Below are 13,412 nucleotides of genomic sequence, written 5' to 3'. Positions count from 1 at the left end.
CAGGACCCGCTCGCTTGCCGTCAGGTGATTGTAGGATGGCATCGGTGCAACACCTTTCCAGGGATTGTTATTTCTCTTTCAACCCACAACCCTAGCCGAGGTGTTGCACTTGCACTTTGAAAACGGGATCGTACGAGAACCCACAGGGGGTGAATCGGGCATCAACCCGGCCATCCCCTGTCGGTCCAACCTTATCCAGCGGTTTCGGCGGCCAGCAGTCAGCAGTAGGCGCCCCTACGGTACTGGTCCGCGTACGGCGCCTGGTCGGCGGGCACACCCAGCTTGTAGGCGGCGCGCAACGGCCAATACGGGTCGCGCAGCGCGGCACGCCCGATTTCCACGACATCCGCCTTGCCTTTGCGCACAATCTTCTCCGCCTGCTTGGGCTTGGTGATCAGCCCGACCGCGCTCACGGGAATCTCGGCTTCCTTGCGGATCGCCGCGGCAAACGGCACCTGCCAGCCGTCTGTGACCGGCACATTCACATGCGGGATGATGCTGCCGGTCGACACATCCATCAAATCGACGCCATGGTCCTTCAGGACGCGCGACAGTTCCACGGTCTGGACCAGATCCCAACCGCCGGCCGCCCAATCGGTTGCGGAGACCCGCACCACAAGCGGCATGTATTCAGGAATCACTTGGCGGACAGCATCCACGACTTCAACCACGAGACGCATCCGGTTCTCCAACGAACTGCCGTACTCGTCCTCACGCCGGTTCGTCAGCGGATCGAGGAACTCCGACAGCAGATACCCGTGCGCGGCATGGATTTCCACCATGTCAAACCCTGCGGCCACGGCACGCGCCGCAGCATCGCGGAACTGTGTGACAATCCCGTGGATCTCATCGATGGTGAGCTCGCGAGGGGCATCCAGTTTCGCATACGGGATCGGGCTGGGGGCGACGGTCTGCCAGCCGCCTTTATCCTGCGGCACATTCTCGTGGATGTACCCCAGCGAGAAACTGCCGGTATTGCCTTTTCTGCCGGCGTGGTTGAGTTGCACGCCGATACGCGCGCCGGTCGCTTTGGCGCCTTCGACAATCCAACGCCACGCTTGGATCTGGTCGTCGTTCCACAAGCCGACATCACACGGGGAGATACGCCCTTCGGGGCTTACCGCGGTGGATTCGACGATGACCATGCCGAACCCGCCAATCGCGCGCGATACATAATGCTGATAGTGGAACGGCGTCGGCTTGCCGTCCTGCGCATACACGGAATACGTGTCCATCGGCGGCAACCAGATGCGGTTGCGCATCTTCAGCCCGCGCAGGGTGAACGGCTCAAACAGCTTGACGTCGTTATGGGACTTCTCCGTCTTGCCGTTCTGCTCCTTGGCTTCTTTTTCGTCTTTTGCCATGTCGGCTCCTTTCAACGGACTGTACCGGAGGGGCATTGACCGCTCCATGCATGAATCGCCCGTATGTCGTCTGTCGTACGTGCCTCTTGTTGCATTGTAAGGTGTTCGGTTGCACATCGTGGGGCGATTCGGTGAACAGCGGACGAATAAGCATATGCATCATTGTCGGTGATGGGAGCCGTGACGGCGGGGCTGGAAGCCCTGTCCGGACGGGACCGGCCGAGGGACGCGCCAAACGCCGATCGCAGCCGGTCGGCATGGCGGCGGCACAATACGGCGGCACAATCCGACAACATCATCCGGCAGCACGCTCCACAACACCATCTGGCAACGCCGCTGCTTGAACGCCCGCGGCACGTCATCGCGTCGAAACGACCGGGAGGCGACCCGCAACCGCGAATCGCCTCCCATGTCTGTATGCCGTCCTGCCGATGCTTCAGCCGAATCACCTCATGTATTGGTCGGAGGGCGTGCCGTAACTGTCATCATTCGGCGCGTTGATTGCGGCAAGGTATGTGTCCATGAACTCCTTCCATGCCGGGGACGCGATGTACATGCCGTACCATGTGCTGTGGCTGACCCCGTTGATGGTCTTGCCGTAGAAGCTCTCCTGCACTTCGGCGTTGCCGACCGCGACGAACGCCGCCACTGTATTGGGGATGAACCCGGCCGTCAGCATGTAGGTCTGCTCGTTCGTACCGGTTTTGGCGAAGGTCTTGCGGTTGTTGTCCAGCTGCGTTGCCTTCGCCTCGCCTTTCAGCACGCCTTGGTTCAGGGCGTACGCCGTGGTCTGTGCGATTTCCGGCGAAATCGCCTGATGGCAGTTCGCACTCGGGACTTTGACGCTCTTGCCGTCCTGCTTGATGACTTTCTTGATGGCGATCGGCGTGCATTCCACACCGTTCGCGCCAAGGGTGGCGTACACGTTCGCCATGGTCAACGGGGATGCCTGGACCGAACCGATGATCATAGGCGGGTTGAACGAGTTGGCCGAATAGACGTCCTCCTGGCCAAGAATCGCGTTATGGTAGCCGACAGTCTTCGCCGCATCCGCAATCGCGCACAGGCCGATCACCTGTGTCATGGACGCCTGTGTGGTGTTATGCGATTTGATCAGACCCTGCAACGGGGTTTCCGGGCTGGTCGTGCCGCCTTCGGAGTTGTGCAACGACCACGTGCCGTGGCCGGAGAACTTCGAGCAGTTGAAGGAACTGTTGGCATACCGCGTGTATGTTCTCAGGGATTCAGTGATGGAATGCCCTTGCAACATCCAGGCGACCATATTGATCGGCTTCCATGTGGAACCGACGTTGAAGCCGATACCTCCCCCGTCTTTCTGGTCGACCGCATAATTGACGGAGGTGCGTGTCGGATCGGTTTTCGCCGCATCCGTCGCATCGTAGGTTCGGTTGATGCCGAAGCCGAGCACTTCACCCGTCCCCGGTTTTATCGCGGCTATCGTCACCTCAAAGCCCGAGGGATCGTCCACCGGAATGGTGTCGCGCGCGGCTTTCATCGCCGCATTGTTCGCATTGACATCCATCGTGGTGTAGATTTCCAGACCTCCTTCGTTCAACAGTTTCTGCCGGGCTTGCTCGGTTTTGCCGAATTCCTTGGAATTGAGGATCTGGTTGGTCACATAACTGCAGAAGAACGCCGCATCGCCGGCGACCTGGCAGCCTTGCTGCACAGACTGGATATTCAACGTGTCTTTTAACGGTGTGGCCTTTGCCTTGTCATGCTGGGTTTTTGTGATGAATTTCTCTTGGAGCATCAAATCGAGCACAATGTTGCGCTGTTCTTCAGCGGTTTTTTGATTGGCTTCGATCGATGGATCGTATTTCTCCGGGTTTTTCGTGATTGCCGCGATGGTCGCCGCTTGCACTACCGTGAGTTTCGCCGCGGTCGTATTGAAGTAGCGTTTCGCAGCCGCCTCCACACCGTACAGACTGCCGGACCCGAACTGGGCGATGTTCAGATATCCTTGCAGGATTTCATATTTTGAGTATTTCTTTTCCATCTGCACAGCGATGAGCATCTCGCGCAGCTTACGTGCGACGGTGTCCTCGGACGCATGGTATTCGGCGATCGGGTCATCGTCTTCGCGAGCCTTGACCATCAGCACGTTCTTGACATACTGCTGGGTCAACGACGAGCCGCCCTGGGTGTCGCCCTTGGCTACATACGTCTGCACGAATGCACGCAACACGCCTTGGACATCGACACCGGCGTGTTCGAAGAACCGGCGATCCTCACGCGCCACGACAGCGCGCTGCATGTATACGGAAATGTTCTTGATCGGCACGACCTCGCGGTTTTGCGCATAGAATGACGCGATCACCGTCTTGCCGTCGGACGCGTACAGCGTGGATTTCTGCGGCAGGCTGGTCACATCGAAATCAATGCCCTCAACAGTCAATGATGGTGCAAGCGCTTTCGCCGCGTTATTCGCCCCGAACACGGCTGGCATCACCATCAGGCTCACGACGACGCCTCCCGCGATGCAGAGGGTAAGATACGCGAGCAGCAAAGCGAGCGCACGTCGAGCAGTCAGGGAATTCTTCTTGGGCATGTGCCCATTCTAGGGTGTCGCCTGTACCTTTATCGCATGGCGGACTGCACAACGGCACGGTATTTGCACATTCGGCAGAAATACGAAAAACGCTGAAAACAAGCCAAAAATCAGCCTACCAACAGGCGGGTGGTTGTTGGAAAACATCATCGGATGCATGGCACCACAAGCACCCAGACCCAAGCTCAAACCCTGTCCGGAACCATGCCGGACTACGGTCGGGCGACAGCCGGCCCTGCCATATCCGACCAGTTCACAGTCGGTTCCCGTAACGGGTTCAGGGGCGGTTCAGCGCTTGGAACGCCGGATCAGCGCCCCGGGCTGATAGATGACGATGCTTCTGCCGTCGCGTGCGATCCACCCACGATTGGCGAAATCAGTCAGCGCCTTGTTCACCGTCTCACGTGAGGAACCCACCAGTTGAGCCAGTTCCTCCTGAGTCAAATCGTGCGGGATTTTGACTCCAGCCTCCACGGGTACGCCGAATCGGGATGCCAGATTGATGAGGGTTTTCGCCAGTCTGGCGGGTACATCCATGAATACCAGGTCGCTGATGCGCTCGTTGTTCGTGCGCATACGGCGTGCAAGCACCTGCAGCATGTCGACGGCGACGCGCGGATACTGATTCAGCCATGCGAACAGCGCATCATGCTCCAGCCACGCCACTTGGGTCGGACTGGAAATGGCGATTGCAGATGCCGTGCGCGGCCCGCCTTCCGGATCGAACACCGGAATCTCCCCCAGCACTTCGCCGGGAGCGTGGATACTCAAGAGTTGCACGCGGCCGTCGCTTGAGCGCCGAGTGAGTTTCACCCGCCCACGTTCCAGCAGATACATGCGGTGGTCGGTATCCCCTTCCGCGAAAATCACGCCGCCCTTGCCGAACTGCGCGCGTTGCAGATACGGCAGGAGCCGCGCAGCCTGCTGCTGGGACACCTGCTTGAACAGCGCAGTGCGCAGCAGGATATTGTCAGGCTCCGGCATCGCGTTGGGCTTGGGCATGACCATGGGCTCCTCCTTGCCGCTTCGCATGGTATCGATGCGACATATACGGCACCCATTGTATCCCGGTTCCCGCCGAATCCCACTGCATTGACCGCAAGCGCGGCGTTCACGGGCACGATGTGCGAGTGCGGCTGAGGAATCCGGGCAACCTGCCGCCGATGCCTGTCACGTGCGGATTCCGTGCACAATCCATCATGCGAACGGCATCACCGGGGGTTGTCTGCGACCTGCCGCTTCCATCAGCCGGTTGACGATTTCGCTGCGGCTCAGCCCGGTTTGCGAACGCAACGGATCGACGCGTTTGACGGCGGATTTGACTGCTTTGTCTTTCATTTTCTCGTGCGAGACCCGCAGTATGCGGGACATGGCGACCGCATCAATGTCATAGGCCATGGTCACATGGTGCAGGACAGCGCCTGGACCTTTCCCGACCGGTGGGAATCGCCGTTGGGCGGCACCCGCGATTTTCCCTGCACTCGATGAGATGTCGTTGATGGCGCTGAATGAGGCTTCGATGCCCAGATCCCGCAACGCGTCGATCAGCCATTGGTCACACAGCCGGTACGATTCCTCGATGTCCATGCCGGTGACGAAATCTCGCGGGGCATACAGGGAGTATGTGATGGTGTTCCCCGGTTCGATGAACATCGCTCCCCCGCCGGTGCATCGGCGGACGACGGTGAATCCTGATTGTTGGGCCCGCTCGAGGTTGACTTCGTCTTCGAGCGATTGGAATCTGCCGATGACGACGGCCGGTGCAGCCCACTCCCAGAATCGCAGCGTTGGAGGCATGCGCCCTGCGGCGACGCGCTCGGCGAGTTGGATGTCAAGATCCATTTGTTCTTGCGGCATGCGGGGAATGTCATGGATCACTTCAGGCGTGAGTGTCTGCCAGCGGGCGCGGCGACGCCGTTCGGCCTTCCGCTCGACTTGTTCACAGGTCCTGTGAGCGTCAGGCGATGCCGATGCGTCGGAATACGCAGGCGAGGCCTGCCGTGCCGGGCTGGGTGATTGCGCCGAGTCAGACATGCCGACCGCCCGGCGGAACGCGATGGTGAATGCGTTCGCGTCGGCGCCAATCAATCGGACGTGTGGGTGCGCGGCGAATACGGTGGCAAGATCTTCTCCATGCCGCAATGCGGTTGCCAATGCGCTCAGCATCGCCTGCTGCTCGGGTTCTTCGCCTTCCATGAAGAAATCACCGTCAATGCTGCATGATGTGACAAAGCCGGCGGGGTCACATGCAACCGTGACCCCGACGAGTTTGCCTCCCGGAGTTTTATACTCGCCGCGCATAGGCCTGTCTTTCGGTGTGTTGTTCAGTCGCGCAGCTCGTATCCTTTGGCGTCGCGATGCCAGTCACTGCCGGTGGACGAGCACAGGATGAGGATTGCTTCGATCAATGCCCAGATGCCGCTGATAATGGATCCGAAACCGAGGGTGAGGATGGTGATCAGCAGTTGTGCGACCGCTTTGCCGGTGTTGCCAAGGTAGAAGTTATGGGCGCCGAAGCATCCGAGGAAGATGCCCAGAAGGCCCGCGGCGACCTTTGATTTCGTGCCGACAGGGGCATACCCGTACCCGACGGTATTCGTCGGCGGATAGGGATAGCCCTGTGCGCCTTGGTACTGTGCACCTTGGTATGGCTGCTGGTACTGCGGCTGATAGGGCTGCTCGTACGACTGCTGATACTGGTATCCCGCACCCGCTGCGGCGCCTGCCGCCGGATAGGCGCCTTGGGCTGCAGGCTGCTCATACTGCGGCTGTTGCGCGGCGTACTGATACCCCTCTTGGTATTGGGCGTTGCCTTGGCCGTAGCTGTATTCCTGTGATGCAGGCTGGGAATACTGCGGATACTGCGATTGATCGGCCTGTGGTTGCTCGTACGCGGACTGACCATAAGCATACTGGGGTTGCTCGTACTGCGGCTGATCAGGCTGGGGCGCAGCTGGCTGTGCAACGGGTGCGCCGTGAGCTTCGTACTCTGTCGGCTGCGGCAATGCAGGCTGCGCATACGGAGACTGTTGCGGTGTCTCCTGGCTGGTGTTGTCTGGAGTCTGGCTGTTTGGGTTGTTTTCTTCCATACCGCAAGTATGGCATAACCCATACCTTTGCTGGTATCAATCGATCATCGAACATGGTCGATTCCCGCAACGCGCCCTTCAGCGGGTTTCGGCCCTTCGCCGCACAATCCGCGAACAACTGCAATGGATACGGTTGCGCCTCACGCGGACCCGTCCCGATACTGCGCCTACCGACGCCAAAACCGGTCCCGGCGTCGGCAGACGGTTGAGACGCATACCGGAATGCCTCACCTGAAACGTACGTCCATGGTCCGAACGCTTCATCATCAAACTCACGGCATTTCACCGTGGATATGGGGGCGATTACGATAAGGAAAATAAACCGCCCTGCATCCCCGTGCTGTTTGACTTCTTCCGTTGCACAGGATTGCAGGGCGGCGGCTCACACGCTTGTGGCGTGAGAGGTATCAGATGCGCGCCAAAATGTCGCGTCCCACTTCTTCAGTGGTGCGCTTGGTGGATCCGAGTTCGGCGATATCCGCTTCGACCGCGCGGTCGATTTTTGCGGCGGCCTCGTCAAATCCAAGGTGGCGCAGGAGCATCGCGCTCGACAGCACTGCCGCCGTCGGGTTGGCGATCCCCTTGCCCGCGATGTCCGGGGCAGATCCGTGGATCGGCTCGAACATCGAGGGGTATTCGTTGGAAGCATTGATGTTGCCGGAGGCGGAATATCCGACGCCGCCAACCACGGCACCCGCCTCATCGGTGAGAATATCGCCGAAGAGGTTGTCGGTGAGAATCACGTCGAAGCGCGAGGGGTTCGACACGAGGAAAATCGTGGTCGCGTCGATGTGCAGGTAGTCGTGCGTGACCTGCGGGAATTCCTCGCCGACCTTGTCGACGATCCGCTGCCACATGTCGCCCGCGTTGACGAGCACGTTCTTCTTGTGCACGAGCGTGACATGCTTCTTGCGCTTCATGGCGAGCTGGAAAGCGTAACGGACCACGCGCTCGACACCAAACGCCGTGTTGATGGACACCTCGGTGGCCACTTCGTTCGGCGTGCCGCGACGGACTGCGCCGCCGGCACCGCAGTACAGGCCTTCGGTTCCTTCGCGCACGACGACGAAGTCGATGTCGCCCGGATTGGCGAGTGGCGAGGTGACGCCGCGGTACAGCTTGGACGGACGCAGGTTGATGTACTGGTCAAGCGAGAAACGCAGCTTGAGCAGCAGGCCGCGCTCGAGGATGCCCGCCTTGATGCGCGGGTCGCCTACTGCACCGAGCAGAATCGCGTCGGTGCCCTTGATGCGTTCGAGATCCTCGTCCGGCAGAATCGCGCCGTCGCGCAGGTAGCGTTCCGCACCGAGATCAAAGTTTTCGTAAGTAAACGATGCCACGCCGTCAGCCGCTTTTTCAAGCGCGGCCTGGGCGACGGGGGTGACTTCTTTGCCGATGCCATCGCCCGGGATGACGGCAATCCGATATGTCTTGGTTGTGCTCATGTTCGCGACAATAGTCGGTTCACCCGCGGCCGAGACACGCGTATTCCGTCAGTTGGACACCAGTCCGAATGATGGAATTACGTCCGTATTTCGGCCGAATACGCGGACTTTTGCTGTGATTGTCCACCAGCGCGTTACCGCCCTGTCTATCAGTCAGACCCATGGCATCATAGAGCATTGCGCAGCGCTGTTCGGACATCCGCCACCGGGGTTTGCGCCACCGGGTTGCGCTACCGGGTGATACCCATCGTCGCCAGACACCATGCATTCTCATACGAAATCTCACGCCACTGCCGATACCTGCCGGACGTGCCGCCATGCCCCGCCTCGGTCTCGATCTTCTCGACGGCATCGACCCCGGCAGTCTGCAAGCGCGCGACCCATTTAAGCGGTTCCACAACCAGCACGCGCGTATCGTTCATCGACGTGGTCACGAAGATCTTCGGGAACCGACTCACCGACGCGTCACCGGGCAATGGCGCGTTCTCATATGGTGAATACGATTTCATGTACTCGTAGACGTCGCGGTCGTGCAACGGGTCTCCCCACTCATCCCACTCCGTCACCGTCAACGGCAACGACGGATCGAGAATCGAAGTCAACGCGTCCACGAACGGTACATCCGCCTCAATACCCGCATAGCATTCGGGAGCCATGTTTGCGATCGCCCCCATCAGCAGGCCGCCCGCCGAGCCGCCCTCCGCGACCGTGCGCGCCGGCGAAGCGAGCCCCATACGCTGCAAGGCGCGGGTCGCATCGACAAAATCCTCGAAGGTGTGCTTCTTGTTGAGCCGTCGACCCTGCTCATACCAGGCGCGCCCCATTTCCCCGCCGCCGCGGACATGCACGCACGCATACAACACGCCGCGATCGAGCAGACTGAGCCGAGCCACCGAAAAACCGGGGTCGGAACTGACTTCATACGCCCCATATCCGAGAATGAACATCGGAGAAGAACCGTCAGCCCGAATACCCTTGTATGACGGCTCGCCGGGCGCTGCGGACAACTTGTCGCGCCGCCACACCAACGACACGGGGATAGACTCGCCATCACGCGCACGCACCCAGATGCGACGTTCCGCATACCTGTCGGCATCGAAATCGCCAAGTACCTGCGCACGCTTGAGCAACGTGTCCGCACCCGTGGCGGGATCCACCTCGTGCAGTTCGCCGGGGCGCGTGTAGCTGCCGAAGGAGTACCGCATGCGCGGGGCATCATAGGACGGATTGCCCGCGGCACCGATGGAATAGAGCCGTCCGCCCTGTTCATTCCCAGCTGTCTGATCGCCCCCGGCCGCCTGATCGCGACCGGCCCCGTTCTTGCCGGCAGCGGTTTGCGTCAGCGGCGGCGGCAGCAATTCGCGGAACCGCCACGGGCGACCCGCAAGAAAGTCCTCGGCGGCATCATCCTTCGCCATCACGGCGAGATGCGGCAGGCTGTCCGCCCGGTACGACAACGCAACGAAATGCCGGTGCAGCGCGATTCCGTCAATGGACAGCCCGCGCGCTCCCTGCAAAATCCCCGGATTGCGCGGATCATGGTATGGCGTGCCGACCGGCATGCGCGACGCCCCGGCGAGCGCAGCATCACCCTGCTCACAGCCGTAGGGCGACCCGGCGGCCACGCATACGCCTTCACCGAGCCGATACGGCGGCTTATGCGACCGCATGTCGATCACATCGATCTCAAAATTCGGATTCGTCGCATTGTGGTCCACGACGGCGACCGGAATGTCTTCGCCATGTTCGCCAGCGCCCTCGAAGCACGCGAAACTGACATCGTATTCGACACCTTCCCGGCGCGGGATAAACGGCGTGAACTCCCCCGTCGGATCGCTTGCGGGAAGCATCAGCACCTCGCTGGTGGTTTTCGACCCCGTGCAGATGACCACATGCCGTTCATCGAAGCTCAAACCGACACCCACCCAGAAGCGTTCATCCTGCTCACGGAACACCTCGACATCGTCGCCGACCGGCGTGCCGACACGATGACGCATCACCGCGTATGGGCGCCAAGCATCATCCAGCAGGGTGTAGAACACCCACGCGCCATCGGCGGTGAAACATGCCCCAGCAATGCCTTTCAGCACTTCAGGCAACTCGGTGCCGTGGTCAAGGTCGCGGATCCGATAGTCGTACCGTTCGTCGCCCGCAGTGTCAACACCATAGAGCAGCCAGCGGCCGTCATGGCTGATATCCATACCGCCGACGCGGAAGAAATCATGGCCCTCCGACTCCTTGTTCGCGTCGAAATACACCTGCTCGCCGGGCATTGAACCCGGTTGCGCATCACGGTCGATATGCGGCGGATCCCAATCATCCGTGCCACGCACCGGAATACGGCAGGATGCGGCATACTGGCTGCCCTCACGGGTCCGGGAGAAATACCAGTACCCGTTGACCCGCGTAGGAACCGACATATCCGTCTCTTGGACATGCGAAGTGAACTCCTTGAACAAGGTCTCACGAAGCTCGTGCAACGGGGCCATGCGGCGTTCGCAGTAGGCGTTCTGCGCGGCGACATACGCGGCGAGTTCAGGCGAATCCTTGTCGCGCATCCACTCGTAAGGGTCTTCGAACACATCACCGTGTTCGATCCGCCGGTGAGGCTCCTGCCGGGCATACGGCGGTCGGTCACCGGAACCGGAGCCAGAACCGTTTCCACAGTCCCTTTGGGGCAGGTCGTCATTGCGCTGTTCGTCACTCATACGCACCATCGTAAGGCATGACTTGGGACGGTCCGATGACGGCGAGTTCAGACACACCCACCGCGCACCATGCGCGATACCGTCGCCGAACTCAAGCGAACTGCCGCAGATAGGGCAGCATCGTCTTCATGAGATTGGCGCCAGTCGTCCCAGTGAATACGGGCACGTCCGTCACCGGAGAAGGCTGCGACTGGGTCATGCCCGAAACCGGGCCGAACGGCGAGGATTCCCGCGGGCTGAGCTGACGAATCCCAATGGCGAGGACACGCCCCGGATACCGCTTCGCAATCGTCGCATACGTAGTCGGGTCTTTCTGCCCGTCATCGCCAATCAGAATGAACTTCATATCGGGAAAATCACCCATCAGCTGCTCGGCATACTCCAGCTTATGCTGCACACCCGAAGGGATGAAGGTCTTCGGACGGGGGTCAAGGTCACGCAACAGCAACGGCCCGGCAGGGAATCCGTAATTCTCAATGAAATGGCGGATGGAACTTTCCACATTCCACGGCGAGGTGGACAGGTAGAAGAACGGGGCGTCAGGGAAAATATCCGCAATCCGGTTGAACAACACCGCCATACCGGGGACAGACGCACGCTTCTGCGGATTAAGCAGCAGCAGATTGTAAGCCGCCTTCCACAAGGTTGGCGCTTGGGTGATCATGACAGTGTCGTCCACATCGGAAATCACACCGACACGCGTTCCAGGAGCGATGGTGAACAGGTTGGAATCGACCGCATGACGGCCCTCCACCTGATAGGAGACATGGTGAATCCCCGGTTCGAGCGCCCGGTCGGCGACCAGATCCAGATACCCGGCGGAATCAGAGACCGCGTAGTCGATACTGCGCTCGCGGATCCTGTCGACACGGTCGTAGACTTCACTCGTGCCGACTTGTACGGTTTCCACCGGGACGCCGTCGATGGACAGTTTGACTTTGACTTTCGGAGCCGGAACCGCGAGCATGCCACGCCATCCGCGCATCAGCGCACCCGGTTTGCGGCGCAAGGGCTCGTACACGGTACGGCAGATCAGCCGGGAGAAATCGCTGGTGCCGTACCCGACATAAGGCTCGACCTGCTGCCGCCAATGCAGGTTGGTCACGATTGCCGTGGAAATCTTCGCCCACAGGCTGAATATGCCAGTGACCAGGCGGCGGAATATCCTCACCGGAAGCGGTTTGACATCGATTTGCTCGTGCTTGGAGGCAGCATCGAAGGTGGTGACCACACGGCGCGCCGGAATCGGCACGGTTGCCATGTCATCCTCATCCCTTTTGTGTGGGAATTGTGTAATGCTGCTCATGCCCCCATCATACGGTGGGGTGCTGAAGAACCGATGACATGGGAACGAAAGTTCAGGATAATTTCAGGGCAACTCAGGGATATTCCCGATACGGACCGTCATGCCCCGCATCATACCGGGCAACTGGCGGCGGTCTGCGCAGCGGATTCCAAGCCCGGTCACTCGGAGATCACCGGTCACCGTTGCCGCAGGCGACAAGCCAAACGTGCGCGATCAACCACACTCGCATCATGCAGGCATGACACCCATGCGGCCAGATACAACGACAACGGTACCGTTAAGCGATAATCCCCATCCGAACAATAGTCCCGTTACAGACGACGGAGGATCGCAGCATACTCCTGTGCGGACAGCAAATCCGGCTCATCGTCATCAAGCTCGATTTTCACGATCCAGCCTTCGCCATACGGGTCATCGTTGATGATGCCGGGATCGTCAGCCGCCTCGCGGTTCACATACCGCACCGTGCCCGCAACCGGGCTGACCAGTGGTTCGACCGCCTTCGACGATTCCAGTTCAACGATTTCGTCGCCCGCCTCGACACGAGTGCCGACTTCCGGCAAATCAAGGAATACAAGGTCGCCCAACTCATTTGCCGCGTATTCGGTGATACCGATCACTGCGGGATCCACACTGGCGTCGACCCACACATGCTCGTCGGAATATTCCAGATGCTCGGGAACCTCAAGATTCGGGCGATTATCGTCCTGCTCGTTAGTGCTCATGACTTCAGCGTATCGCATGAAGCCAACAGCCATGCCGACCGCCGCCCCGGATGCATGCCGCACCGACGATGTCCCTGCATCATGCCCCTCTTGTCTCTCCTGCTTGGACTCAACCGCGCAATCAACGTCACACGCCCTGATACGTCCCACAGTTCGCATCCATAGAGTTCGCATCCACAGCAGATACGACAATGCCGACCCGT

The 13,412-nt window shown here is 60.1% G+C and carries 9 protein-coding genes; all 9 read right to left on the bottom strand.

Annotation, left to right across the window (positions count from 1 at the left end; all coding sequences use genetic code 11):
- Nucleotides 1–218 precede the first annotated feature (218 nt).
- Nucleotides 219–1,364 (bottom strand): NADH:flavin oxidoreductase/NADH oxidase, encoded by a 1,146-nt coding sequence (locus DSM100238_RS06405; protein ID WP_167511080.1) that lies wholly within the window; start codon nucleotides 1,362–1,364, stop codon nucleotides 219–221.
- A gap of 445 nt (nucleotides 1,365–1,809) precedes the next feature.
- Nucleotides 1,810–3,936 carry a transglycosylase domain-containing protein gene (locus DSM100238_RS06400; protein WP_152355853.1) on the bottom strand — a complete coding sequence of 709 codons (2,127 nt, stop codon included), beginning with the start codon at nucleotides 3,934–3,936 and terminating at the stop codon, nucleotides 1,810–1,812.
- Between the two features lie 288 nt (nucleotides 3,937–4,224).
- Nucleotides 4,225–4,944 (bottom strand): Crp/Fnr family transcriptional regulator, encoded by a 720-nt coding sequence (locus DSM100238_RS06395; protein ID WP_152355852.1) that lies wholly within the window; start codon nucleotides 4,942–4,944, stop codon nucleotides 4,225–4,227.
- Between the two features lie 189 nt (nucleotides 4,945–5,133).
- Nucleotides 5,134–6,237 carry a lipoate--protein ligase family protein gene (locus DSM100238_RS06390; protein ID WP_152355851.1) on the bottom strand — a complete coding sequence of 368 codons (1,104 nt, stop codon included), beginning with the start codon at nucleotides 6,235–6,237 and terminating at the stop codon, nucleotides 5,134–5,136.
- Between the two features lie 23 nt (nucleotides 6,238–6,260).
- On the bottom strand, nucleotides 6,261–7,025 hold the full coding sequence (locus tag DSM100238_RS06385) for a TM2 domain-containing protein (protein WP_152355850.1): 765 nt from the start codon (nucleotides 7,023–7,025) through the stop codon (nucleotides 6,261–6,263).
- A 407-nt stretch (nucleotides 7,026–7,432) separates the two neighbouring features.
- Nucleotides 7,433–8,470: a 3-isopropylmalate dehydrogenase gene (locus tag DSM100238_RS06380; protein WP_015449955.1), complete on the bottom strand. Its 1,038-nt coding sequence runs from the start codon at nucleotides 8,468–8,470 to the stop codon at nucleotides 7,433–7,435.
- A 230-nt stretch (nucleotides 8,471–8,700) separates the two neighbouring features.
- Nucleotides 8,701–11,178 (bottom strand): S9 family peptidase, encoded by a 2,478-nt coding sequence (locus tag DSM100238_RS06375; RefSeq protein WP_152355849.1) that lies wholly within the window; start codon nucleotides 11,176–11,178, stop codon nucleotides 8,701–8,703.
- A gap of 91 nt (nucleotides 11,179–11,269) precedes the next feature.
- A complete protein-coding gene (locus tag DSM100238_RS06370) occupies nucleotides 11,270–12,484 on the bottom strand; it encodes an App1 family protein (RefSeq protein WP_167511079.1) in 1,215 nt (404 codons plus the stop codon).
- Nucleotides 12,485–12,795: 311 nt separating this feature from the next.
- Complete coding sequence (gcvH, locus tag DSM100238_RS06365) at nucleotides 12,796–13,209, bottom strand: glycine cleavage system protein GcvH (RefSeq protein ID WP_152355861.1); 414 nt, start codon at nucleotides 13,207–13,209, stop codon at nucleotides 12,796–12,798.
- Nucleotides 13,210–13,412 lie beyond the last annotated feature (203 nt).

The organism is Bifidobacterium apri (genome assembly GCF_009299485.1).
Lineage (GTDB): Bacteria > Actinomycetota > Actinomycetes > Actinomycetales > Bifidobacteriaceae > Bifidobacterium > Bifidobacterium apri.
Note: the sequence above shows the minus strand (reverse complement) of the source record. Positions and strands in the feature narration are given on the sequence as shown.

What these genes read in the sequence shown, in the direction of transcription:
- DSM100238_RS06405 (WP_167511080.1), bottom strand. Translation starts at nt 1,364, where the DNA reads ATGGCAAAAGACGAAAAAGAAGCCAAGGAGCAGAACGGCAAGACGGAG.
- DSM100238_RS06400 (WP_152355853.1), bottom strand. Translation starts at nt 3,936, where the DNA reads ATGCCCAAGAAGAATTCCCTGACTGCTCGACGTGCGCTCGCTTTGCTG.
- DSM100238_RS06395 (WP_152355852.1), bottom strand. Translation starts at nt 4,944, where the DNA reads ATGGTCATGCCCAAGCCCAACGCGATGCCGGAGCCTGACAATATCCTG.
- DSM100238_RS06390 (WP_152355851.1), bottom strand. Translation starts at nt 6,237, where the DNA reads ATGCGCGGCGAGTATAAAACTCCGGGAGGCAAACTCGTCGGGGTCACG.
- DSM100238_RS06385 (WP_152355850.1), bottom strand. Translation starts at nt 7,025, where the DNA reads ATGGAAGAAAACAACCCAAACAGCCAGACTCCAGACAACACCAGCCAG.
- DSM100238_RS06380 (WP_015449955.1), bottom strand. Translation starts at nt 8,470, where the DNA reads ATGAGCACAACCAAGACATATCGGATTGCCGTCATCCCGGGCGATGGC.
- DSM100238_RS06375 (WP_152355849.1), bottom strand. Translation starts at nt 11,178, where the DNA reads ATGAGTGACGAACAGCGCAATGACGACCTGCCCCAAAGGGACTGTGGA.
- DSM100238_RS06370 (WP_167511079.1), bottom strand. Translation starts at nt 12,484, where the DNA reads ATGAGCAGCATTACACAATTCCCACACAAAAGGGATGAGGATGACATG.
- gcvH (WP_152355861.1), bottom strand. Translation starts at nt 13,209, where the DNA reads ATGAGCACTAACGAGCAGGACGATAATCGCCCGAATCTTGAGGTTCCC.